We start from the raw sequence: 24,824 nt of genomic DNA, 5'->3' as shown, positions 1-24,824 counted from the left end.
AATGCGCGCCTCGACCGTGACAAGCCTGACTAAAAAAACTATGTCCTTGCCCAAGCATCACCTGGAATTGCTCAGCCCTGCCCGCGATGTCGCCATTGCGCGCGAGGCTATCCTGCATGGCGCCGACGCCATCTACATCGGCGGGCCGAGCTTCGGCGCTCGCCATAATGCCTGTAACGAGGTGAGCGATATCGCTCAGCTGGTGGAATTCGCCCGGCGTTACCATGCCCGTGTGTTCACCACCATCAACACCATCTTACATGACAACGAGCTGGAACCTGCGCGCAAGCTGATCCATCAACTCTACGATGCCGGTGTCGACGCGCTGATCGTGCAGGACCTGGGCGTGATGGAGCTGGATATCCCGCCCATCGAGCTGCACGCCAGCACCCAGACCGACATCCGCACCCTGGGCCGCGCCAAGTTTCTCGACCAGGCCGGTTTCTCGCAGTTGGTATTGGCTCGCGAACTGAACCTGCAAGAAATCCGCGCCATCGCCGACGAGACCGATGCCGCCATCGAGTTCTTTATCCACGGCGCGCTGTGCGTGGCGTTCTCCGGGCAGTGCAACATCTCCCACGCGCAAAATGGCCGCAGCGCCAACCGCGGTGACTGCTCCCAGGCGTGCCGCCTGCCGTACACCTTGAAAGATGACCAGGGCCGCGTGGTCGCGTTTGAAAAGCACCTGCTGTCGATGAAGGACAACAACCAGAGCGCCAACCTGCGTGCCCTGGTCGAAGCCGGCGTGCGCTCGTTCAAGATCGAAGGTCGCTACAAGGACATGGGCTATGTGAAGAACATCACCGCCTACTACCGCCAGCGCCTCGACGAAATCCTCGAAGACCGCCCGGACCTTGCCCGCGCTTCCAGCGGCCGTACTGCGCATTTCTTTGTGCCCGACCCGGAAAAAACCTTCCACCGTGGCAGCACCGATTACTTCGTCACCGACCGCAAGATCGACATCGGCGCGTTCGACACCCCGACCTTTACCGGCCTGCCGGTGGGTGTGGTGGAAAAAGCCGGCAAGCGTGACTTGCAGGTGGTCACCCAGGAGCCGCTGTCCAACGGTGATGGCCTGAATGTGCTGGTCAAGCGTGAAGTGGTGGGGTTCCGCGCCAATATCGCCGAGCCCAAGGGTGAGTTCGAAGAAGACGGCGAGAAGCGCTACCGCTATCGCGTCGAACCGAATGAAATGCCCGCCGGCCTGCATCAGTTGCGCCCCAACCACCCGCTGAACCGCAACCTGGACCATAACTGGCAACAGGCGCTGTTGAAGACCTCGGCCGAGCGCCGTATCGGCCTGTCATGGGTGGCACGCCTGCGTGAAGACCATCTGCAAGTCACCGCCACCAGCGAAGAAGGCATCAGCGCCAACGTCACCCTGCCCGGCCCGTTTGGCGTGGCCAACAAGCCGGAACAGGCGCTCGACACGTTGCGCGACCTGCTTGGCCAGCTTGGCACCACCGAATACCACGCCACCCGCATCGAGCTGGATGCCCCGCAGGCCTTCTTCATCCCCAACTCGCAGCTCAAGGCACTGCGCCGTGAAGTGATCGAGGCGCTGACCGCTGCCCGCATCAAGGCGCACCCACGGGGCGGGCGCAAGGCTGAAACCTCGCCACCGCCGGTCTACCCCGAGGCGCACCTGTCGTTCCTGGCCAATGTCTACAATCAGAAAGCCCGGGACTTCTACCATCGTCACGGCGTCAAGCTGATCGACGCGGCCTTTGAAGCCCACGAAGAAACCGGCGAAGTACCGGTGATGATCACCAAGCATTGCCTGCGTTTCTCGTTCAACCTGTGCCCAAAACAGGCCAAGGGCGTGACCGGGGTGAAAACCAAGGTAGCGCCGATGCAGTTGATCCACGGCGACGAAGTGCTGACCTTGAAGTTCGACTGCAAGCCCTGCGAAATGCATGTGGTGGGCAAGATCAAGGGGCATATCCTTGGGTTGCCGCAACCGGGCAGCGCCGTAGAGCATTTCAACCCGGAAAACCTCATCTATCAGGGCACGCACTAATCGCTCTTGTAGGAGCGGGCTTGCCCGCGAAAAACCTGAGGACGCCGCGTTTCAACCAGATGCGCTGCGTTTTCGTTAACGTTCTTCGCGAGCAAGCTCGCTCCTACCTAGGTTGCGGGGCCACCACCAGCCCCGCTGTAACCCTGCCGCCGCCAGCAGAATCGCCGCCACCCCCAGCCATTGCAGCCAACCCAGGCGATGCCCGAAGGCAATCCAATCGACGAAAATCGCCGCAATCGGGTAGATGAACGACAGTGCGCCGGTGATCGCGGTTGGCAGTTTCTGGATCGCGCCATACAGCAGCACATACATCAGCCCTGTATGTACCACGCCTAACGTCACCAGTGCGGCCCAGGCATTGGTGGATGTCGGCAAGCCGCTCCAGGGCACCAGAGGCGCCAGCAGTACCGCGCCAGTGACCACCTGGATCAACGCCATCAGATGCGGCGGCACCGCCTTGAGGCGCTTGATGATCAACGCGGCTATCGCATACAAGAAGGCCGCGCCGAGGGCCAATGCAATACCCACCAGGTAATTGCCGCCGCTCGTTTGCTCGCCGTGGGCGGTGACAATCGCCAACATGCCCACGAAGGCTACGCTCAACCACGCCAGTTTCTGCACGGTGATTTTTTCACCGAGAAACAGCGCTGCCAGCATCACCAACATGAATGGCTGCACGTTGTACACCGCCGTACTGATGGCTATCGATGCGCGCGAATAAGATTCGAACAGCAGCAGCCAGTTACCGACGATAGCCACGCCGCTGAGCACTGCCAGCCCGAGCGTCGCCCAGTTGAGCAGGTCCAGGCGCAGATAACCCAGCCACGCACAGACCAGCAACAGTGTCAGCGCGCCGATCACGCAGCGCCAGAACACCACTTCGATCACCGACACGCCAGACACCAGCACAAACCAGCCAATGCTGCCCGAGATCAGCATGGCGGCGACCATTTCCCACGACCCGCGGCGGATGGATGAATCCATGATTGAAACTCCTCAAGTGAGGCTCAATTATGGCAATCTGCTCGACACGGCTACAGTGACTAAAAAAGGCAAAACCTGAAAAACACCTTTTCTTATTAGGCGGATAGCATGATCGACACCATCGACCAGCAATTGATCGCGGCCTTGATGGACGACTCGCGACTGTCCCTCAAGGCGCTGGCGGGCATCACCGGTTTGTCTTCACCGAGCGTCAGCGAACGCCTGCGGCGCCTGGAAGAACGCGGTGTGCTGACTCACTACACCGTCGTTATCGACCCCAGGCATTTCGGCTACCTGCTGCAAGCCATCGTGCGCATCCGCCCCCTGCCCGGCAAATTGCAGGAGGTGGAACGCCAGATCCAGGCGATCCCCGAGTTCACCGAATGCGACAAGGTCACCGGTGAGGATTGCTTTATCGCACGCCTGCATGTGCGCACGATGGAACATCTGGACGTTCTGCTCGACCGGCTCAACGCCTATGCCGAAACCAACACCGCGATCGTCAAGAAAACCCCGGTGAAACGGCGTTTACCGCCCTTGGCTGATTAGCGACAAACTGCGTGATCCGCCGACAGGCCTCGGCCAGACGCTCCTCACCCAAGGTAAACGACAGCCGGACGAACCCCTGGGCCGGCTCGCCAAAGGCCGCCGCGTCCAGCACCGACACCCCGGCCTCGCGAAACAGGCGCCAGGCAAACTCCAGGGAGCTGAGGCCTGTGCCACGCACATCCACCAGCACAAACATGCCCGCTTGCGGCGCCTGTACGTGGATGCCTGGGCAAGCGCTCAGGCCAGCCACCACCAAGTCGCGTCGGCGCCGGTAGATCTCGCGCATGCCTTCAGTCACCTGGTCATGGGCCAACACCGCCGCCGTCGCCGCCTCCATCACAAAGCCCGGCAAGCCGTACAGCATGCTCAACATCAGGGTTTCGGCGTGCTTCACCATCTGTGGCGCGGCGATGAGCCAACCGATACGCCAACCGGTCATGGCATGGGACTTTGACAAGCTGCCGATGACGACGCAGCGCTCAGCCATGCCGGGCAATGCCGCAAGGCTGTGGTACTGGCCGTCAAATACCAGGCTTTCGTAGACCTCATCCACCACCACCCACAGGTCATGGGCGATCGCAAGTTCGGCGATGGCTTGCAGTTCCTGCAGGTTGAGCACCACCCCAGTCGGATTGTTCGGGTTGGAAAAGAACATCGCCCGCGTGCGCGGGGTGATCGCCGCAGCGAGCAGTTGTGAATCCAGGCGAAAGCCGGATTGCGCACTGCATGGCACTCGCACCAGGGTCGCGCCGCTGGCCTTGAGCGTGGCCTCGTAGGTGACGTACATCGGATCGAGCACCAACACCTCGTCGCCAGCCTGCAGCAGGCACAGCGAGCTGATAAACAACGCATTCTGCGCACCGGCCACGATGATCACGTTGTCGGCAGTCAGCGGGCGATCCAGGGTGTTGCTGTAGCGCGCCGCAACTGCCTCGCGCAGGGCCGGGCGACCGGGGATCTCGGTGTAATGGGAGTCGCCCATGTGCAGGGCGTTGACGGCGGCGTCGGTGATGAAGGATGGCGTGGCAAAATCCGGGTCGCCGACACTGAGGATAATGATGTCGTCGCCCTGGCTGGCGGCCTGGAACGCAGCGTGGTGGATGTCCCAGGCGGCGACGCCCTGCCCTGCAATTTGTTCGACGAAGGGGGAAAACCGCATGCCAGGGCCTCTGGTTCAACATGAAAAGACGTGAACCCGTTGATAGGTGAACGGGAAGGAGGATTCAACATAGTGCATACCCAGCACTCCTTCAACGGCCAACATGTGGCTGTAATCACATTGAACCTGCATCCCTCGGGCGTCCTCAAACCTGCATAGACCACGGCCCTGGAACACGCTCGATGACTTTTATTCTCTGGATGGCTGTGCTCGGCGCCGTACTGCTCACCCTCGCCCTCACCTCCTCCTACCTGCGCTGGATGCCCGTGACCACCTCGGCAGTCTGCCTGCTGCTGGGCATCGCCATCGGCCCGTTGGGCGTGGACCTGTTGCACCTGGACATCAAGGGCTCGGCGCGCTGGATGGAGCATTTGACCGAAGTCGCAGTGCTGTTTTCGCTATTCGTCAGCGGCTTGAAATTACGCCTGCCTCTGCGCCATCGCATCTGGCGCATTGCGTTTGGCATGGCCGGGCCGGTGATGTTGCTGACCATCCTCGGCACCTGCCTGGTGCTGCACTACCTGTTGCAACTGTCGTGGGGCGTTTCGCTGCTGGTGGGCGCCATGCTCGCGCCGACCGACCCGGTGCTGGCCGGCCTGGTGCAGGTCAACAATGCCCAGGACTATGACGCCCTGCGCTTCGGTTTGTCCGGCGAGGCCGGCTTGAACGACGGTACAGCCTTCCCCTTTGTGATATTCGGCCTGCTGTTCATGCAACACGGCGGGTTTGACGGCGACTGGCTAGGCGGCTGGATATTGAAGAACCTGCTATGGGCGGTGCCGGCGGGACTGCTGATTGGCTACTGGATGGGTCGCGGCATCGGCCGGGTCACATTGCGCATGCGCATCACCAATGCGGACAGCACTTTGTCGCCCAATGATTACCTGACCCTGGCACTGATCGCCCTGGCTTACGTGGCCGCTGAAGCCGTCGGCGGCTACGGCTTCCTTGCCGTGTTTGCGGCGGGCCTGGGCCTGCGTCAGGCCGAGGTCAAATCCACCGGCAATGCTGATACGCCGGCCGAACACCTGGCGCAGCCGGTGGTGGGCCACCTCGAGGTGGAACCGGAACAGGCTCTGCACGGCGACGTCAGCCAATTGCAGGACACGCAAATCGCCGCCGGGGTGATGATGAACGACATGCTGTCGTTCGGCAGCCTGGTGGAGCGCTCCATGGAAGTGTTCCTGGTGACCCTGTTGGGCATCGTGTTGGTCAGCCACTGGGACTGGCGCGCGCTGGCGGTGGCGGCATTGCTGTTTGGGGTGATTCGCCCGGTCAGCGTGTTTGCCATGCCTTGGGGCGGCCTGCTGGACCGTCGACAACGCGGGCTGATGAGTTGGTTCGGGATTCGCGGGATCGGTAGCATCTACTACCTGTTTTACGCGCTCAACCATGGGCTGATCGGTACCAGCAGCACGGTGGCGGTGAACCTTACCCTGTCGGTGATCGCCCTGAGCATCGTCGTTCACGGCCTGAGTACCCAGCCGATGCTGGGCTGGTATGAACGACGTGCCGGGGCGAAGGGTCAGTCCTGATTTTCGGTATTGCCGACGTCCGCCGCTTCATCCAGATCATTAAGCGGGACTTCGGCATCGTCCATCAATGAACCCGGGTCTTCATTGCCCGGATCGTTGAGTTCGTCGTCGAGTTCTTTTGACATGAGCCTCTCCTCTAGCCGCCTTGGGTATCGATATCCGCATCGGTTTCAGGCTTGGGCTCGCGCTCAGGCTTGAAGTCTGGACTGTAGTCGTTTTCCTTGGCCTTGGGGTCGCTATCGGCCTTGGGGTCTTTGGGGGCATCGGCAGAGGTGCCGGGAGCTGGCTCGCCACGGTCGATGGCGGGATCATTACGATTGTCGAGCTGGGGGTCTTTGCTGTTGGTCATGGCGCACCTCTTTGCAGCGCTGGGGGAAACTGTACGGCATAGGGGTAAGGCGCCACTTCAGGCCGTGAAGTTCATTCCAATTGCTCAGCGCAACGGGTTGTCGACCTGGATGTAAAACGCATAGATCCCCAATACCAGCCAGAACACCATGAACAACCACGGCGCACGCATGGAGAACAGCAGCGACTTGCGGTATCCCTTGTGCGTCGACTCCATCTCGGAGAACAACGGTGATTCATCGTAGGCCATGCCCATTACCGGCTCACTGCGCAGCAGCTCGCTTTGCTTGTAGTGCCAGTGGTCGATGATTTCATAGGCGGCACGTATGCCAGGCCAGGCGTTGAGCGAGCTTAAGATACCCAGCGCGGCGAGGATCACCGGCACCACCAGGGTGAACAGCTTGCCCCACTCCGGGTTGAGATTGCCCATGCCGGAGACAAAGGCGATGACCAGGAATGACTGCGCCGTGAGGTAGGCGTCAGTACGGTTGGCCAGGATGGAGGTTTCGTACTGGATCTCGCGGCGGTAGAAGTCGAGGCGGTCCTTGGGCGAGCCGAAGATCTTCGCGTTGTGCTCGCTGTGGTCGGTCAGGGCTGCTTCGGGCGTGTTTGGAGAGATGATTCTGGGCACGACGGGGCTCCACACGATAACTAATCTGGTTAGAAGACGTGGGCTTCGATGAAGTTCAAGTTTGTTCACGCCCAGGGTGGAACGAACACGCTTTGAATGTGTGGGGGCTTGCTCCCGATAGCGGTGTATCAGCCAGCTTATTTGTAGCTGGCTCACCGCTATCGGGGCATGGGTATCTACACAACTGTATAGCCGCCGACGGTAACCACGATGCGCAGCGAGCCGCTCTTGATCTTGATCTGCTTTTGATCTCAGGCGCCCCGTTAAACCACGCTGGCCGGAATTCGACAGGGATTTGGGGGGTAAACCGGCAGGGATGCCGGTTTAGCCGCCCCGCGCCATGGATGGCGCGTGGCGGCGGCCGCCCAAATCCCTGGCGAATTACGGGCACACCGAGCCCAGGCGAGGTGCCGAGTGGTGGGGCAAGAGCGTTTTGCTTACTTTTGCGCTTTTCAAAAGTGAGCCGCTGTAAAAGCGGAACCCTAAGTGGCCGTTGCCCAAATAACGGATATGTACTCGGTCTGATCCAACATGCTGGTCGGCTGTCAGGCCGCCATCGGGAGCAAGCCCCCTCCCACATTTGGATCGCGGTGCATCAGTTAGATAGCTATAAGTTGCCAGGCCGCAAGCCCCCTTGCCAGAGGAGCAGCGGCCTACCAAAGTTGTATAGATACCCATGGCTATCGGGGCAAACCCTTTCCCACATTTGCACCGCCGCTCCTCTGTCAGTTATCGATCGCCCACCAACGCGGCAGCAATTGCCGTACCCGCGCTTCGCCGAACCGATCATCGATCAACATCACCACGCCGCGGTCCTGCTGGCTGCGGATCACCCTGCCCGCGGCTTGTACGACCTTCTGCAGGCCGGGGTACAAGTAGGTGTAATCGTAGCCGGCGCCGAAGATCGCGCCCATGCGTGCCTTCATTTGCTCGTTGACCGGGTTCAGTTGCGGCAGGCCCAGGGTCGCAATGAAGGCGCCGATCAAGCGCGCACCGGGCAAGTCGATGCCTTCGCCAAACGCACCGCCCAGTACCGCAAAACCAATGCCTTGGCTGTGCTGGGTGAACTGGTCGAGGAAGGCCTGGCGCTCGGCCTCGGCCATGCCGCGGGATTGCAGCCACAGCGCAATCTGCGGGTGCCGCTCGGCCAACAACTGCGCCACCTGTTGCAGGTAATCGAAGCTGGAAAAGAACGCCAGGTAGTTACCCGGCTGCTCGACAAATTGCCGCGCAATCAGCTCGACAATAGGCGTAAGCGACGCCTGGCGATGCACGAACCGGGTGGAGATGGCATCGACAATACGCACCTGCAATTGCTCGGCCTTGAACGGCGACTCCACATCGACCCAGGCGGTGTCCGCTGGCATGCCGAGCAAGTCGGCGTAATAGTGGCGCGGGCTCAAGGTTGCGGAAAACAGCACACTGCTGCGGGCGGCAATCAATCGAGGCCGGATGAACTCGGCCGGCACCACATTGCGCAGGCACAGGGTTGAGCTGCTGCGCTTGCCGTTGAACTGGCGCTTGCTGATATCGAAGATGAAGTGTTCATTGAACAGCTCCGCCACTTTGGCCCATTGCAGGGCTTCAAAGTAGAAAGCTTGCAGGTCGCCGCTGAGGGCTTCGGGGTGATCGTTGAAATAGTCACCCATGGCGCTGATGCACAGGCTCAGGGCTTGCAGCAATTTTTCGGGCCGGGTGGCATAGGCCTGGTACGGCGCGACTTGCTCCTTGTGCAGGGCGTTCCACTCGCGGTTCAGACGCTGCAAGGGTTTCTTCAGCACCTCGGGTGCCGTGTCACGCAGGGTCTTGAGGCTGTACTGGTCAAGGCTGGCGCTGTACATCGAACGGGCGCGCTCTACCAGGTTATGCGCTTCGTCCACCAGCACCGCGACGCGCCACTGGTTCAACTGGGCGAGGCCGAACAACATGGCGCCAAAATCGAAAAAATAGTTGTAGTCGGCGACTACCAGGTCGCTCCAGCGCGCCATTTCCTGGCTCAGGTAGTACGGGCACACCCCATGGGCCAAGGCGACATCGCGCAGGCTGCGTTGATCGAGCAGGCGCACTTGGGACGCGGCTTGGCGCGCGTCGGGCAAGCGGTCGTAAAAGCCCTTGGCCAGTGGGCAGGAATCGCCGTGGCAGGCTTTGTCCAGGTACTCGCATGCCTTGTCCCGGGCCACCAGCTCAAGTACCCGTAGCGGCAGATCGGGGCTGCTGGCGTACAGCACCTGGGCAGCGTCCAGGGCAAGCTTGCGCCCTGGGGTCTTGGCGGTGAGGAAGAACAACTTGTCCAGTTGCTGCGGCGCCAGAGCCTTGAGCATCGGGAAAATCGTACCAACGGTCTTGCCGATGCCGGTGGGCGCCTGGGCCATCAGGCAACGGCCGGTACTCACGGCTTTGTAGACCGATTCAGCCAAGGCACGTTGCCCAGGACGAAACTCGGCATGGGGAAACGCCAGGGCTTGGGCGGCGCTGTTACGTGCGCTGCGGTGTTGCATTTCCTGCCGGGCCCAGTCCAGGAACAGCGCGCACTGCTGCTTGAAGAAGTGCTCCAGGTCTGGCGCGTTGAAATGTTGGTTCAACAGGGTCTCGCCTTCGCCGACGATATCGAAATACACCAGCGCCAGGTCGATGTCGTCGAGACCGAGTTTCTGGCACATCAGCCAGCCATACACCTTGACCTGGGCCCAGTGCAGTTGCCGATGGTTGGCGGGCTGGGCGGCGAGATCGCCACGGTAGGTCTTGACCTCTTCCAGACGGTTGGCGTCCGGGTCGTAGCCGTCCGCCCTGCCCCGCACTTTGAGCTGCAGGTATTCGCCCTCGAGGGCGACCTCGTTCTGATAGTGCGCGCTACGCCGGGAAGCCACCGTGCGGTGACCGACGATCCCTTCCTGGGCGCTGGGCGACGGCGTAAAACGCAGGTCAAGATCACCGACCTTGGCCGTGAACTCACACAAAGCCCGCACGGCCACGCTGTAACTCAAGCGGGTTGCTCCGCCCAGCGCACGTAGCAAACGGTGACCGGCATCTGGTACTCGGCGCAGAACGCCAGCCAACGCAATTGGTTGTCTTGCAGACGGTCGCCGGGGCCCTTGACCTCGATCATGCGGTAGGTCTTTTGTGCGGGCCAGAACTGAATCAGGTCGGGCATGCCGGCGCGATTGGCGCGGATGTCCACCAGCAGGCGCGCAAACCAATGGCGCAGGTGTTCGGCGGGCAGGCAGGCCAGGGCTTGTTCCAGCAGCTCTTCACTGAGCAGGTTCCAGAACACGAACGGCGACTGGATGCCCCATTTGTCCGCGTAGCGTTGGCGAATGGTGGTCTTGTAGCACTCATCCTCCAGTTGCTCGAAGCAGGCAGCAAACAAAGCTTCTCGACGTTGATGGAAGTCCTCGCTGTGCAGGTCCGCCGGCCCACGCTGGAACGGGTGGAAGAACGCCCCCGGCAGCGGCGCGAAAATCGCGTCCCAACACAACAGCCCGAACAGCGAATTGATCAGGCCGTTCTCGACGTAATACACCGGTGCGTCCGGCTCGTTCAGATGCGCCTGCACGCAAAATTCCACCGACATCATCGGCTCCGGCTCCAGTACCAGGTCCAGGCGCGCAACGGCCTGTGGCTTGGCCTTGGGCTGCGCCGGCTCGCCCAGTTTGCGCCGCAAGCGGGGCAGCACCCGTAGCAGGTGCTGGTGTTCAGCGGCACTCTCCGGAGCCTGTTGGGCGGCGATCGCCAGGGCCATGGCCTGCGCGTAATCTTCCTGGCGCTCCAATACACGGATCAACCGCGCCCGTGCGCCGGGATAGGTGCAGTGTCGGTAAACCTGTTCAGCCAGCGCCAACTCGCCACAGCGCTCGCCATACTGGCCGATCTGGAAGAGCAGTTTGGCGCGGCGTTTTTCCAGCCAGGGGTTATCGGTATACAGCGTGGCGACCTGTGCCAGCACCGCATCCAGCGCCTCACCGGCTTCAAAGGCTTGCTGACATTGGTGCAGGAACAGGAAACCCTGCACGTCGTCACGGGTGCGCAAACCACGTGACTCGGCGCAGAACGGGACTTTTTCATAGGTGTAGATGCCCAGGTCTGCCAGCACGAATTCCGACCAGTCCTGATGCAGATTGCCGAAGAACATCAGGCGCAGGCGATCACACAACTCCATCACCGTGAGGCTATAGAGCACATCGTCTACATCGGGACACCATTGGGCAAAACTGCGCTGTTCGCTGAACTGCGTGGCCAGTGGCTCGAGCCAGGCGGCCTTGTTGGCCTTGGGCTGGTCGATCCAGGGCCTGAACGCATTCAGGATTTCGCCCTTTTGCAGCAAGGTGAACAAGGTCGCAAACGGCAGCGGGCTTTGGTCGTCCACCCAGCCCAGTTCGCGCAACGGGCCCACCGCTGCATGGGGGCAACCGATTTCCAGGTAATTGAGCTTGGCGCCGCGAAAATGCACGCCCTTGCGCATCACCATGCGCACCAATAACGCCTGTGACGCCTGGGGCAAGCTGTCAAATTGCTGAATGAAATGCTCTTCGTGCGCCTCGAGCAAATCGGCATAGCGCTGCCCCAGCCAAGCCAGCACCTGGCGGAAGTTATGCAAGTAATACAAGGGGTTTTCGAGAGTGTTGACCATGGCGCAAGGCAATCAAATACTGGTTATGCATACAGAGTGCCGCTGCTAAGCGCTTGTTGCAATCGGTAATAGATAAATGGTCCCTGCAACTTTTTGTAAAAAAGCGATCAGATGAGGGAGTTGATCGCGTAATATTTATCGCCCCCCAGCCATGGGTGGCGGGACTTTTCAGGGTTAAGGTAAGGGTAATGAACATGAAGAATTTGGGGCTTCCACTGGTTGCGCTCACTTTTCTGGTATTGGCCGGTTGCTCCACGCAAACCGTCGTGACATTGCAAAATGGTACGCAGTATTTGACCAAGGACACACCCAACGCCAAGACAGCCGACGGCTTCTATGAGTTCACCGATATTGCGGGCAAGCGCATTCGCATCAAGGCGGATGACGTGGCCACGGTGCGCAAGGAAAACTAATCCTTCAGGCGAATCGGGATCAAATGTGTGAGGGGGCTTGCTCCCGATGAGGGTGGTCAGTAAGCACATCTGTGACTGTCCCACCCTCATCGGGAGCAAGCCCCCTCCCACAGTTTTCAACCGTATTGCAATTTAACTGATCACTATCCCCTCTCCTGACACACTGCTTACTCCCACCAGCGTCACCGAATCGGCGCCAAAGCTGATCACCGTGTCTGCGCCCACCACCTTGGTGTGCTCGCGATAATCCGTACTGCCCTGCACATCGGTGAATACCAGCTTGTCGGTTGCTTGATAGCCAATCACTCGGTCATTGCCAAACTGCCCGCTGAACAAAAATGTGTTATGCCCGCTGCTGTCGCGGATCGTGTCATTGCCCTTGCCGCCTTCGATAAAGTCTTCGCCCTGGCCGCCCTTGATCAGGTCGTTGCCGTCGCTGCCGATGATGAAGGTGTTGCCCTTGTGCGCCTCGGCGTTGCGATTCAAGTCCTGCACCCAGGTGGTGGCCCGTGCCGGGTCGGACAGGTTGGCGACGATCACCGTGGAGTCGCGGGTCATCTGCTCGTAGAAGCCGGAATCGAGGATGCGGGTCATGCCGTCGCCGTAACCGGTGGGCAAGTGTGAAACCCAGGTCGGCAGGTTGAGGATGGAAAATGGCAGCACGTTCCACAGCGTTGACGCGTAGTGGTCGTTGAAGCTGACGATATTGTCGGTGCTCGATTCGTGGGGCTTGTCGTGCACCCCCAGGGACGACAGGTTGAATGACGAGCCATCCAGGGCGCGGAACACCGGGTCGTTTTCATAACCAACGTTCAGCACCTTGTCGCCGGCGCTCTGGGTGGGTGAAGCGTAGGCCACGTAGTTGGCGTCCTTATAGAACCCCGACCATTTGCCGTCGCTCAAGTCGGCCATGCTGTTGACCGCCAGGCCGCCCAGGCTGTGGCCGCTGACCACCACGTCGTTGCCGCTCAGGCCTTGGGCCGTGGCGTAGGCCGCGACGTTGCCGAGCAAGTTGCCAAAGGCTTCGCCCGTGTAGTTTTTTGCGTAGTCCTTGGGGCCGAACGCGGCCAGCAGGTCGCTGATCACGTCGCCGATGGCGTCTGTGACCAGGTTTTCCCGAGGCCCCGACGTGCCACGAAAGCCGATGCCGATTTCCTGCAATTTGCCAGCCTCATCGTACTTGCCCAGCACCTCGACCTGTGCCGTAGCGTAGGCGGCCTTTTCACCGAAGAAAGTGCCCCGCGCATCAACCTTGCCGCTGTAACCCAGGGTATCGGCGCTGATGGGGGACCAACCGGCTTTTTGTACCGCATCGAGGGCGGCTTTTTCCGCGTCGGGGTTCCAGGGGATACCGGGGATCACCCCTTGGGAATCGCTGCTGCCAATCAGCGCGCCGACCAGTGTGGCCGGCAGCCCAAGGCCGAGACCATTGTTCTGGTAGCCGACGGCAAAGCCGTGATCCAGGTTGTGGTAGGCATACACCGTGATCGCCATGGCATCGGCGAACAGCGCCTTGGAGTCCTCGGTACCGAGGTTTTTATAGTCAAAGATACCCATTGGTAGTGCCTCTCTGTTGTTGGATTTGTAGAGAAAGCCAAAACACCTGTTATCCGTTATCTCATGTAGGAGCGAGCTTGCTCGCGAAGATCGTCAACGATAACGCGCCCTGCCTGAGGGAATGCGGCGCTATTGAGTTTTTCGCGAGCAAGCTCGCTCCTACAGTGTTTGCGTTAGAACGCCCAGTCCAGGCTCAAACCGACGCCGTGTACTTTCTCCTTGCTGGCCAGCAGGCCGTTGTAGTCGAAGTTCACCCGCGCCTCCTTGCTCAACGCCAGGCTGACCCGCGCCCCTACCAGCGCGGCATCGCGCACCATCGGCGCACTTTCCACGCTGAACGAAGGGCCGCCGGAGGCGAACGCCAGGTGCTGCTCGGAATCGGTGCTGCTCAGGTTGTGCTGCCAGCCCAGGGTGCCGGACACCTCCAGTTGCTGGTGGTCGTTGACATTGAAGGTCTTCAAGGCACGCACACCCAAGGTGCTCAACACCAGGTCGCGGCTGTCATCACCACTTTTCAGCGCAGCGGCATCGCCCTTCTCTTTGAAGCTGTCAGTGTCCAGGTGCACGTAGGCCAGGTTGGCGAACGGCTCCAGGGCCAGCGGTTGCAGGTTGATGCGATACGCCGCTTCGGTGAACACCTGGGTGCTGTGTGCATCGACCTTGGCCTTTTGCTTGCCGCTGACGTCGCCGTATTGCAGGTCGCGCTTCACATCGGCGCGGTGCCAGCTGTAGGTCGCGCCACCGCTCAGGCGCCAGGCGCCGATTTCATGCCCGGCATAGGCCCCGAAATGGTAGCTGTCGACCGAGGCACGGCTGTGGGTGTCGCTGCCCATGTTCAGCGACGTGTCGCTGTAGCCCGCCACCAGGCCGATGCGCGTGGCGTCGTCGAGCGCACCATCCACCCCGGCGAGCATGCCGCCGATGGAGGTGTTATAGCCTGCCGTGTCGCTACGGCTGTCGGTCTTGCCCCAGGCGCCCAGGGCCTTGACCCACACGTTGCCGCGGGTGTCGATGGCTTGGCTGGTGGCGCCCATCTCGCCATTGCGCAGGCGCTCGCCTACCGCTTCGCGAACGTAGCGGCTGTCATTGACCAATGCGGTTTGCAGCGCTGGGTAGACTTCACCACTCAGTTGCTGGAACGCGCCCTGGGCCGAGGCGGCCGTGGGTGCCAGCAGCAAGCTTTCATACACACCATTGCCCGCGCCCAACTGCTCGGCGGCGGCGGCCACGGCGCGCTGGTTCGGCGTAGCGGCCACACTGGCGAAGCTGTTGGTGCGCGTCACGTCCAGCTGCACGCCGTTGGCTGCATAGTTCAGGGTGCCGCCGACAAACAGGTAGTTGGGCAATACCGCACCAAAGCTGCCGGTGATCCCGCCTACCGCTTGCAGGATGTTGTATTGGCGGCCGATCAGGCTTTGGGCCTGGGTCGCGCTCAACAAGGTCGGGCTGTTTTCCAGGGCCAGGGTCACGGTGCCGCCGTTAAGCGTGGCGGTACCACCGGCGACGATACGGTCGCTGCTGGTGGGCGACAATTCCACGGCGTAGGTTGAGCCCGCATCGAACGTGACGTTACCCGCCACGTTCAAGGTGCCGATGGAATTACCCGGCGCCACGGTGCCACCGCTTTTTGCGGTCAGCGATCCGATGCGCCCCGAGCCACCGAGCACGCCGGCCTGGCTGACGCTGACGTCGGAAGTCAGCGAGCCGTTGATCGCCAACAAGCCCTGGTTGACCAGGGTCGGGCCGCTATAGGTGTTGGTGCCGGTCAGCACCAGGCTGCCGATGCCCTGCTTGGTCAGGCCGCCATGGCCGGAGATGTCGTTACTCCACACATCCAGCCCGCAGTGCACATCATTGCAAATCCGCTGGGTCGGCTTACCGGCATCTACCACTGCGCCGATCCCTGGCAGGTCCGCCACGAACTGGCCGCTGCCGTAAGCGCCATCGATACGGAACTCGGCGGGAATATCCTCTGCGGTGACAAACATCCCCGGCCCATTGACCGCCTTGCCCAGGTTGATCATGCCCCAGCCATACAGCGAGTCGATGCCCGGCGCGCCGAGGTCGGTGGCGGTGGTCTTGAGCAGCGTGGAGATCTGGTCGCCGCTCATGTACTGGAAGCGCTCCATCAGCACCGCTGCTGCACCAGCGACGTGGGGCGCGGCCATGGAGGTGCCGTTTTTGTTGGCCCAGTCGGTGGTCAGGTTGTTCAGGTCGGTGCCATTGATGATCGAGCTGTAGATCTTGGTGCCGGGGGCCGACACGCAAAAGCTCGCCGCATAGCCGCAGCGCGAGGAGAAGGTGCTGATCACATAGGGATTGGCGCTGGTGGTGTCCGGGTTCTGCTGCAACGCCGCCACTGACAGCCAGTTCGGCGCAATCTGCGGCACAAAATACGCCAGGCCGGAAATCGCATCCGGGTTGTTAAGGTTGTAGTCGTTACCGGCGGCAAAGATGGTCAGCACACCGCTACGCGCCGCATCGATCGCGCCTTGATAAGCCCCCCCTGCGATCGTGCCGAGAATCGGTCGGATCGTATTGAACTGCGCCTGGGCTTCATTGACGGTGAAATTGGGGAACGCCGGATCGCGGCCGCCCTTGGCATATTGATCACCAATGCCGATGCCCCAGCTGTTGTTGATGATGCGTGCGCCACTGGCGACCAGCCCATCCCAGCCGGCTTTGTACACCGCGCCGTCGTTGCCGAGGATGATCCCGTCTTCCGGGCCCGGGTCACCGTTTTCGGCGGTGAGGATTTGCGCATTGAACGCCACGCCATGCATCGGCCCGCCGTCGCGGTTACCCGCGGCAATGCCGCCGACGTGGGTGCCATGGTTACCCAGCTTGCCGTTGGAGTCCTTGGACGGTGTGCCGTCGTAGCGGAATGCATCGCCGGCCTTCACCGGGATATACGGGTCGGTGTATTGGCGGATGCCTTCGGTGACAATCGTCACCACCTTGTCAGGGCTGGCGAATTCCGGATGCTGGGCGTACACCGGCTGGTCGAAGATCCCCAGCTTGACGCCCTTGCCGGTGTAGCCGGCGGCATACGCGGTGTCGGCGTGCACGGCGCCCAGGCCCCAGTCGGCCTTGAACTCATTGCTGCGCCAACTGGCGGCGTCGCCGAGCTTGCCAGTTTCTACGTAGGGTGCGGCCTGGGCGGTTCCCAGGCTGGCCAGGCAACACAGCAGCGCGCCGTATGGCACGCAGCTCAGCGCCTTGAGCGGATAGCCCGGGCCGGTGTGGATGGCGGTGGTTAACCCTGACTTGCGTTTTTTCACGGTGACCTTCCTTAGTTTTCTTATTGCTGGTAGGTGAATCACTTTCCCTGTGGGATGACTGTAGGAGCGAGCTTGCTCGCGAAAAACGTCAACGATTACGCGTGCTTCCTGAATAAACGCGTCGCCTATGGTTTTTTCGCGAGCAAGCTCGCTCCTACAAGTATTAGGGCTGCGTCTCCCACATTTTCTTCAGAACTGCCAGTTCAGGCTCAGCCCCACGCCTTGGGTTTTCTCGCGCCCGCCCAGTTGGCCGTTGTAATCCAGGTTGACCCGTGTCGACGCGTTCAGCGCCAGGCTGGCCTGTACGCCCACCAAGGCTGCGTCACGCAGAAGCGGCGCGCTGCGCACGGCAAACGAAGGCCCGCCTGCGACAAACGCTAAGTGTTCTTCGGACGCAACCGCCGTCAGGCTGTGTTGCCAGCCCAACGAACCGGAGAGTTCCAGTTGCTGGTGGTCATTGAGGGCCAGGGTTTTCAAGGCACGCACGCCGAGGGTGCTGAGCACCGCATCGCGCCGGTCACTGCCGCGTTCCAGGGCGGCGGCATCGCCTTTTTCGTGGAATGATTCGCTGTCCAGATGCACGTAGGCCAGGTTGGCGAACGGTTCCAACGCCAGCGGTTGCAGGTGTATGCGGTACGCCGCTTCGGTGAACAGTTGCGCGGTGGTCGCATCCAGCTTGGTTTTTTGCTTGCCGCTCACATCCCCCAATTGCAGGTCGCGCTTCACATCGCCGCGATGCCAGCTGTAGGCACCGCCGACGCTCAGGCGCCAATCGCCCAGCTCGCGCCCGGCGTACGCGCCGAAGTGGTAGCTGTCGATGGACGCCGATGAGTGCGTGCCACTGCCCATGTTCAACGAACTGTCACTGTAGCCGGCGACCACACCCACACGGGTCTGCTCATCCAGCGCACCATCCACGCCCGCCAGCAGGCCACCGATGGAGGTGGTGGAGCCCGCCGTTTCACTGCGGCTGTCGCTTTTGCCCCAGGCGCCGAGGGCCTTGAACCAGAGGTTGCTTTCACCGCTCACCGGCACATGGCGCAGGCGTTCGCCCACGGCGTTGCGCAGTTGCAGGCTGTCGTTGATCAGCATCGCACCCACGGCTGGGTAGACTTCACCGGACAGTTGCTGCAGGCCCTGTTGCGCGGTGGCAACCGACTGCGACTGCAGCAGGCTTTCATACACCGGGTTGCCGGCGCCCAGTTGCTCGGCAGCCGCCGCTACGTTGCGCTGGTTGCGGGTAGCAGCAACGCTGGCAAAACTCGCGTCGTTGCGCCCGACGTTCAGCTGTACAGCATTGGTGGCGTAGTCGAGGGTGCCGCCAAGGAATACATAGTTGGGCAGCACTTGCCCGAACTGGCCCTGGATACCGCCCGCCGCCTCCAGGATCGAGTATTGACGGCCAATCAGGCTTTGCACCTGGCTCTGGCTGAGCAGCGTCGGGCTGTTTTCCATCGCCAGGGTGACGGTGCCGCCGCCCAATACCGCCTTGCCGCCCGCAACAATGCGGTCGCTGCTGGTGGGCGTCAGTTCCACTGCATAGGTCGAGCCCGCACCGAGGTTCACATCTCCCGCTACCTGCAAGGTGCCCACGGAATTGCCCGGTGCCACGCGGCCGCCGCTGTTGACCGACAGCGCGGCGATGCGCCCGGAGCCGCCGAGGGTACCGCTGTTGTTCACCGTGACCGCCGAGGTCAGCGAGCCATTAACCGCCAGCAGGCCGCCGTTGACGGTGGTCGCGCCGCGATAAGTGCTGTCGCCGCTGAGTACCAGGCTGCCGGCGCCGGACTTGATCAGGCTGCCCTCGTATACGCGGTTGGCGGCGGCCTGGTCGCGGGCGTTGCCAATGGCGTAGTCGGTCTGGTCCTGCTGGCTGGCATTGGCGCCCACGCCGTTTTGCCAACCCTTGTCGATCAAGGTCTGCTGCCAGGCGGTGTGCTCGGCGCGGTCCTCGGCCTGGCGCTGGAGCAGGACCTGGTCGGAGATGCCATTGCTCCACACATCGCCCTGCCCGGCTGCCAGGTTCACGTCCATGGCTCCAAGCAATTGCCCCGGACCGTGCATCGCCCGGCCCAGGTCCGGCACACCCCAGCCGACGATAGCGTTGGGCGCCTGGGTGATTGAGCCATCGAGCTGCGTGGCGGTGGTCAACAGCACCTGCAGCGCCTGCTCATTGGTCATATAAGGATAGCGTTCCATCACCAGCGCCAACGCCCCGGTGGCATGGGGCGCCGACATCGAGGTGCCGGACTTGACCCCATAACCGCCGTCGGGAATGGTGCTGTTGATCAGCGCGCCGGGAGTGGAAATGCACCAGTATTTGGCGATGCCGCACTTGTTGTACTTCTGGTTATTGGCTTTATCCAGTCCCGACACCGCCAGCCAGTGGCCTTCCAGTTCCGGTTGGAAATACGGCAAGGCCGAGCGCACGCTGGCATTTGCATAGCCGCTGTTGCCGGCACTGAACACATTGATCACGCCGGCCTTGGCCACATCCGCCGCGGCGTCCAGCCAGGTGCCCTGGTTGTAGTGCTGGGCATAGGCTTTGTGGAGGTCATCCAGGGTCTGGTAGCTGACGTCCTTTGGCTGGCTGCCCCAGCTGTTGTTGATGGCGCGCACGCCGGAATCCACCAGGGCGCTATACACCGTCTTGAAATACTTGGGGTCTGGGGTCGGGCCGAACAGGAAGCTGTCGTTGGCGTTGGTATTGCCCACATAGACTTGGGCGTTGTAGGCCACGCCATGCATGCCCACGCCGTCGCGGGCGGCGCCCATGGTGCCGGTTACGTGGGTGCCGTGGGAGTCGTTGTTGGGGTTGAGCGCGCCCGTGGTGCTGAAGGCGCTGCCGTCGACATAGGTGCCGGTGGCGGTCACCGCATGGAAGCGGTCCTTGGCGGCTTCGGGGTGGTTGGGGTCGAAACCCGAGTCCAGCGCGCCGATTTTCACACCTTTGCCGCTGATCCCGGCAGCGTAGGCTTCATCGGCCTTCATCCGCCCCAGGCCCCAGTCGCTCTGATACTCGGCCGAACGCCAGCTGGCCGGGTTACCCGGTTGGCCGGTCTCGGCGTATTGCGCCTGTGCCGCAACGGACAGCAGCAGCAAGGAGCCGGCGGTGAAGGGTTTGAAACGCGGTGAATCAGTGATCATTGACACACTCCTAATTATTGTTATTCCCCAGGCTCGCGAAGAACACTGGTGCCGCGTACAGCCAGGATGTCCACGTCATCGTTGACGTTTTTCGCGAGCAAGCTCGCTCCTACAGTTTTCTATCCGGGCCGAAGGCCTCGTCCACCTTGGCCAGGTCGGTGTCGCGCAAGTTGCCCGCGTAGTAGTGCAATTTGGTCCAGGCCATCAGGTAGTCATACCGCGCCTGGGCCAGGTCGCGGCGGGTGCTGTACAGCTGCTGCTCGGCATTCAGCGCATCGAGGTTGACCCGTTCGCCGCCGAGGATGCTCTGCTTGGTCGACACCACCAGGGCCTCGGCCGAAACCAAGGCTTTCTGGTAGGCGCGCAGCTTGCTCACCCCCGACAGGCAGGCACTGAACTGACGCCGCAATTCGATCAGGGTCTCGCGGGTCTTGCCTTCCAGCTCGTACTCGGCCTGCTCCATGGCGCGGCTGGCCTGGCGGGTGGAGGCCGAGATGCCGCCTCCGGCATACAGCGGCATGCTCACTTCGACGCCGATGGTGTTGGTGTCGTAGCGCTGGTTGTAGGTGTTGCCGCTGTCGGATTCCTGTTTGCGCGAAGTGGCATAGGCGGTGATTCTGGGCAAATGCCCGGCGCGGTTGCGTTCTACCTCATAGCGCGCCACTTCCAGGGATTGGCGCTGGGAGGCCAGCACCGGGTTGTTGGTGAGCGCCAGTTCATGCCAGGTGTCGTAATTGGCCGGGGCCAGGGTGAAGGCGGCAAAACTCTGGTTCAGCGGCGCCAGGTCGTCAATATTGACGCTTTGCACGCCAATCAACGCGCCCAATTCCCGCAGCGAGGCGTCCTGCTCATCCAGGGCCTGGATCTCTTCGGCGGTGGCCAGTTCATAGCGCGATTCGGCTTCCAGGATGTCAGTGCGCGTGCCCTCGCCGGCCTTGAACAAGTGCTGGTTCTGCTGGAATTGCTGCTCGAAGGCCTTTTTCTTGGCGCGGGCGATGTCGATCTGGTCCTGGGCAAACAGTGCCTGGGTGTAATAGCTCAGCACCCGCACCAGCAACGCCTGGCTCTTGTCACGAAAGCTTTCATCGGCGAACAGCGCCTGGGCCACGCCCTTGCGGTAGTTGGCATAGGCTTCGTAGTCGAACAACGGTTGTTGCAGGCTGAAGGTGGAGCCATAGCTGTTGTAGTTACGATCGTCGCGATAGCTGCCGCCACGCCCGTCGGGCAGGTGCGCCTCGGAATTGTTGCGGCCCTTGTTGTAGTTGTATGACAGCCTCGGCAGCAGCCCGGCGCGGCCGATGGTGCGGTTTTCCAGGCCGGCGTCGCGCTCCTTGATGGCGCCGAGGAACACCGGGTCGTTACGCAGCGCCTGCTCGTACACATCGAACGGGCCCATGGCGGCCTCGGCACTGCCACACACCAGCACCAGCGAAATGAACACTGACTTCATGCTCATTCCTCAGTCAACGCGGAGCCGGCGCGATCCAGCAGCGGCTTGAACAGGTAATTGAGCAATGACCGCTCGCCAGTGCGCACGAACATCTCGGCGGGCATGCCGGGCTTGATCACCAAGCCATGGAGTTTTTCCATCGCAGCTTCGCTCACACTGGTGCGCAGCACGTAATACGGCGCACCGGTTTTTTCATCGAGCATCTGGTCGGCGGAGATCAGGCTGACCTCTCCCGGTACGCGGGGCGTGCGGCTCTGGTTGAAGGCGGTGAAGAGGATGTCCACCGGCAAATGGGGACCCACCTTGTCCACCAGGTGCACCGGCAGATGCCCCTCCACTTCCAGGCGCGTGCCTTGGGGCACGATCTCCAGCAGGGTTTCACCGGCGCGCACCACGGCGCCTTCGGTGTGTACGCTGAGGTTGACCGCGATGCCGTCGGCCGGCGCGTTGATCTCGCTGTGTTGCAGGTTGAAACCTGCGGACGTCAGTTGCTGTTCAAGGGTCAGGCTGCGCAGTTGTGCATCGGCCAACTGGCTGCGCACTTCCTTTTGATATTCCTCGCTGTGCTGTTGCAGCTTGAGGCGCGACTCAAGGATGCCCTGTTCGATGCGCCCGCTTTCCCCGGCGTTCTGCGCCAGGTCCTGTTGCACCTGGGACAGCTGGCGCTGGTATTCCATCAGGCGGTTGCGCGGGATATAGCCGTTGTCGGCCAAAGGTTGCAGGTTGCCGAGCTGATCGCGCAGGGATTGGGCCTGCGCAGTCAGGTCGCTGCGGGCACGGCGCATGCCGCCCAACTGTGAGGTGGCACCTTCAATGCTTGCACGAATCCCGGCCTGTTCACGGGCAAACGCGTCGCGGCGGCTGCTGAACAGTTGGCGCTGGCCGTCCAGTACCAACGCCAGGGCCGGGTCGGGGTTGGCGCTCAGCTCAGCGGGAAAGGTGACACTGGCAAGATTGTCACGCTCGCTCTGCCAACGCGCCACGCTGGCCCAGGCCATGCGGTACTGGGCTTGCAGGGATTGTACGTCGGCCTGGTTCTGGGTCTGGTCGAGACGAAACAGCGGCTGGCCTTGCTTGACCAGTTCGCCCTCCTTCACCAGGATCCGGCTGACCACGCCGGGGCTGAAGGTTTGCACGGCCTTGCGCTTGCCGGACACCACCACGGTGCCTTGGACAGGAATGCCCTGGTCCAACGGCGCGAGGCTGGCCCACAGGAAAAACCCACCGGCACCGACAATGGTCAGCAGCCAGCCCATCTTTACGAAGAAGCCAGCATCGTGTTCTTTAAAACGAGGTTCAACGGTCATGCTGCTCATGCGCCTGGATTCCTTCCGGCCTGGTACTGACGACTGAAACTGACACCGGGTTTTTCTTTCGGCGCTTCCTGCTGCCCGGACAATGCGCGCAGCACTTCCTGGCTGGGCCCGAACGCTTGCAGATGGCCTTCGCCGAGCACCAGCAGCTTGTCGGCCTGGGCCAGCGCCGAGGAACGGTGGGTCACCAATACCACGCTGCTGCCCTGGGTTTTCATCTGCATGATGGCGCTGGCCAAGGCGGCTTCGCCGACAGTGTCGAGGTTGGAGTTGGGCTCATCCAGCACAATCAGGCGCGGCTCGCCGTACAGGGCGCGGGCCAGGGCCACTCGTTGTTTCTGACCACCGGACAGGCCGCCGCCGTTGTCCCCCAGCACGGTGTCATAGCCTTGGGGCAGGCGCAGGATCAGTTCATGTACACCGGCCTGTTGCGCGGCCTTGACCACCCGCTCCGGGTCGGCCTCGCGAAAGCGCGCGATGTTGTCGGCGATACTGCCGCTGAACAGCTCAATGTCCTGGGGCAAATAACCGATATGCGGGCCGAGGTCGTCGCGGTCCCAACGATGGATATCCGCGCCGTCCAGGCGCACGGTGCCGGCCAGGGTCGGCCAGACGCCCACCAGCACCCGGGCCAGGGTGGACTTGCCGGAGCCCGACGCGCCCAGCACACCGAGCACTTCCCCGGCCGACAGGTTGAAGCTGACCTGATGCAAGGTCGCCATGCGTCGCCCCGGAGGGCCGGCACTGACCTGCTCGAAACTGACCTGGCCCTTGGGTGCCGGCAAGGCCATCTGCTCGACTTCCGGGGGGAATTCGCGCAGCAGTTCGTCGAGGCGCTGGTAGGCCAGTTTGGCCGAGCTCCATTGCTTCCACACGGCAATCAGCTGGTCAATAGGGCTGAGTACGCGGCCCATCAGGATGGACCCTGCGATCATCATGCCGGCGGTCATTTCGCCCCTGATCACCAGGAAGGCGCCGAGGCCCAATACCAGGGATTGCAGGCACAGGCGCAGGGATTTACTCAGGGAGCTGATCACCGAACCGGTGTCGCTGGCCTTGTTCTGGAAACCGAGGAATTGCGCGTGCACACCAAACCAACGCTGGCGCAGTGCGCCGAGCATGCCCATGGCCTGGATTGTCTCGGCGTTGTGCAAGTGGCTGGTGGCCAACTGGGTGGATTGCTGGGAGAAGATACTCGCCTCGCCCAACGGCTTTTTCGTCAGGTATTCATTCAGGCACGCCAGCCCGATCAACAGCACCGCACCGACCGTGGCCAGCACGCCGAGCCACACGTTGAAGAGAAAAATCACGAACAGGTAGATCGGGAACCACGGCGCATCGAAGAATGCGAACAGCGCAGGCCCGGTGATGAATTGGCGGATAGCGGTCAGGTCGCCCAGGGACTGCCCGGCGTGCCCCTGGCCGCGCTGCAGGTTGCGTTCGAACGCAGCCTTGTAGACGCGCAGATTGAACCGCCGCTCCAACTGGCTGCCAATACGGATCACGACAAAACTGCGCACCACTTCCAGCAGGCCGATGAATGCAAAGAAGCCCACGACCATCAACGTCAACATCACCAGCGTGGTTTCATTCTGGGAGGACAACACACGGTCATACACTTGCAGCATGTAAATCGACGGCACCAGCATCAGCAAGTTAATCAGCGCCGTAAAGCAGCCGACGCTGATCAAAATGCTCTTGTATTCACCCAACGCCCTGAATAAGGGCGCAACCCCATGGGACTTCGCCATATTATTTGATCTTCCTTGGAGCGAATGACGCGCAATAGTCACCCTTGCCCGCAACAGGG

Annotated in this window: 16 protein-coding genes and 1 pseudogene; 4 read left to right on the top strand and 13 right to left on the bottom strand. The window is 61.8% G+C overall.

Translation table 11 applies throughout. The features are described from left to right. The first annotated feature begins 40 nt into the window (after positions 1–40). Positions 41–2,020 carry a peptidase U32 family protein gene (locus QYQ93_RS14455; protein WP_059397379.1) on the top strand — a complete coding sequence of 660 codons (1,980 nt, stop codon included), beginning with the start codon at positions 41–43 and terminating at the stop codon, positions 2,018–2,020. Positions 2,021–2,095: 75 nt separating this feature from the next. On the opposite strand, the gene QYQ93_RS14450 is transcribed toward QYQ93_RS14455, so the two are convergent. Beyond that, a complete protein-coding gene (locus QYQ93_RS14450; protein ID WP_338474863.1) occupies positions 2,096–3,004 on the bottom strand; it encodes a DMT family transporter in 909 nt (302 codons plus the stop codon). Between the two features lie 108 nt (positions 3,005–3,112). Here QYQ93_RS14450 and QYQ93_RS14445 point away from each other — a divergent pair, with 108 nt between their 5' ends. After that, positions 3,113–3,553: an Lrp/AsnC family transcriptional regulator gene (locus tag QYQ93_RS14445; protein WP_046068096.1), complete on the top strand. Its 441-nt coding sequence runs from the start codon at positions 3,113–3,115 to the stop codon at positions 3,551–3,553. On the opposite strand, the pseudogene QYQ93_RS14440 reads toward QYQ93_RS14445, so the two are convergent. Then, positions 3,552–4,712, bottom strand: a pseudogene (locus tag QYQ93_RS14440) (pyridoxal phosphate-dependent aminotransferase); the annotation flags it as partial. The gene QYQ93_RS14445 and the pseudogene QYQ93_RS14440 overlap by 2 nt on opposite strands. Before the next feature lie 182 nt (positions 4,713–4,894). Here QYQ93_RS14440 and QYQ93_RS14435 point away from each other — a divergent pair. After that, on the top strand, positions 4,895–6,247 hold the full coding sequence (locus QYQ93_RS14435) for a sodium:proton antiporter (RefSeq protein WP_338474862.1): 1,353 nt from the start codon (positions 4,895–4,897) through the stop codon (positions 6,245–6,247). Here QYQ93_RS14435 and QYQ93_RS14430 read toward each other — a convergent pair. From QYQ93_RS14430 to QYQ93_RS14410, 5 genes are all read right to left on the bottom strand, one after another. Continuing rightward, the gene (locus tag QYQ93_RS14430) at positions 6,238–6,372 is read right to left on the bottom strand and encodes a hypothetical protein (protein ID WP_014718417.1); all 135 of its coding nucleotides are present in this window, start codon (positions 6,370–6,372) and stop codon (positions 6,238–6,240) included. The two genes, QYQ93_RS14435 and QYQ93_RS14430, sit on opposite strands and share 10 nt — an antisense overlap. Before the next feature lie 11 nt (positions 6,373–6,383). Further along, positions 6,384–6,596, bottom strand: coding sequence for a hypothetical protein (locus tag QYQ93_RS14425; protein ID WP_043050488.1), 213 nt, complete (start codon positions 6,594–6,596; stop codon positions 6,384–6,386). 84 nt (positions 6,597–6,680) lie between these two features. Next, complete coding sequence (locus QYQ93_RS14420; RefSeq protein ID WP_043050489.1) at positions 6,681–7,226, bottom strand: hypothetical protein; 546 nt, start codon at positions 7,224–7,226, stop codon at positions 6,681–6,683. A gap of 725 nt (positions 7,227–7,951) precedes the next feature. Next, positions 7,952–10,210 (bottom strand): ATP-dependent DNA helicase, encoded by a 2,259-nt coding sequence (locus tag QYQ93_RS14415; protein WP_338474861.1) that lies wholly within the window; start codon positions 10,208–10,210, stop codon positions 7,952–7,954. Beyond that, positions 10,207–11,853: a VRR-NUC domain-containing protein gene (locus QYQ93_RS14410; RefSeq protein WP_338474860.1), complete on the bottom strand. Its 1,647-nt coding sequence runs from the start codon at positions 11,851–11,853 to the stop codon at positions 10,207–10,209. The genes QYQ93_RS14415 and QYQ93_RS14410 overlap by 4 nt, the downstream gene beginning before the upstream one ends. A gap of 188 nt (positions 11,854–12,041) precedes the next feature. Between QYQ93_RS14410 and QYQ93_RS14405 the strand changes: the two genes are divergently transcribed. Continuing rightward, positions 12,042–12,266, top strand: coding sequence for a YgdI/YgdR family lipoprotein (locus QYQ93_RS14405; RefSeq protein WP_005788446.1), 225 nt, complete (start codon positions 12,042–12,044; stop codon positions 12,264–12,266). A 132-nt stretch (positions 12,267–12,398) separates the two neighbouring features. On the opposite strand, the gene QYQ93_RS14400 is transcribed toward QYQ93_RS14405, so the two are convergent. From QYQ93_RS14400 to QYQ93_RS14375, 6 genes are all read right to left on the bottom strand, one after another. After that, positions 12,399–13,823: a lipase gene (locus QYQ93_RS14400; RefSeq protein ID WP_338474859.1), complete on the bottom strand. Its 1,425-nt coding sequence runs from the start codon at positions 13,821–13,823 to the stop codon at positions 12,399–12,401. A gap of 173 nt (positions 13,824–13,996) precedes the next feature. Continuing rightward, the gene (locus QYQ93_RS14395; protein WP_338474858.1) at positions 13,997–17,104 is read right to left on the bottom strand and encodes an autotransporter outer membrane beta-barrel domain-containing protein; all 3,108 of its coding nucleotides are present in this window, start codon (positions 17,102–17,104) and stop codon (positions 13,997–13,999) included. A gap of 189 nt (positions 17,105–17,293) precedes the next feature. Beyond that, on the bottom strand, positions 17,294–20,251 hold the full coding sequence (locus tag QYQ93_RS14390; protein WP_338474857.1) for an autotransporter domain-containing protein: 2,958 nt from the start codon (positions 20,249–20,251) through the stop codon (positions 17,294–17,296). A gap of 109 nt (positions 20,252–20,360) precedes the next feature. Beyond that, entirely contained in the window at positions 20,361–21,701 is a 1,341-nt protein-coding gene (locus QYQ93_RS14385; RefSeq protein ID WP_338474856.1) for a TolC family outer membrane protein, read from the bottom strand. A 2-nt stretch (positions 21,702–21,703) separates the two neighbouring features. Beyond that, entirely contained in the window at positions 21,704–23,017 is a 1,314-nt protein-coding gene (locus QYQ93_RS14380; protein ID WP_338474855.1) for an HlyD family type I secretion periplasmic adaptor subunit, read from the bottom strand. Then, positions 23,014–24,765, bottom strand: coding sequence for a type I secretion system permease/ATPase (locus QYQ93_RS14375; RefSeq protein WP_338474854.1), 1,752 nt, complete (start codon positions 24,763–24,765; stop codon positions 23,014–23,016). The genes QYQ93_RS14380 and QYQ93_RS14375 overlap by 4 nt, the downstream gene beginning before the upstream one ends. Positions 24,766–24,824 lie beyond the last annotated feature (59 nt).

Origin of the sequence: Pseudomonas khavaziana, from assembly GCF_036704165.1 — a bacterium.
Taxonomy (GTDB): domain Bacteria; phylum Pseudomonadota; class Gammaproteobacteria; order Pseudomonadales; family Pseudomonadaceae; genus Aquipseudomonas; species Aquipseudomonas khavaziana.
Note: the sequence above shows the minus strand (reverse complement) of the source record. Positions and strands in the feature narration are given on the sequence as shown.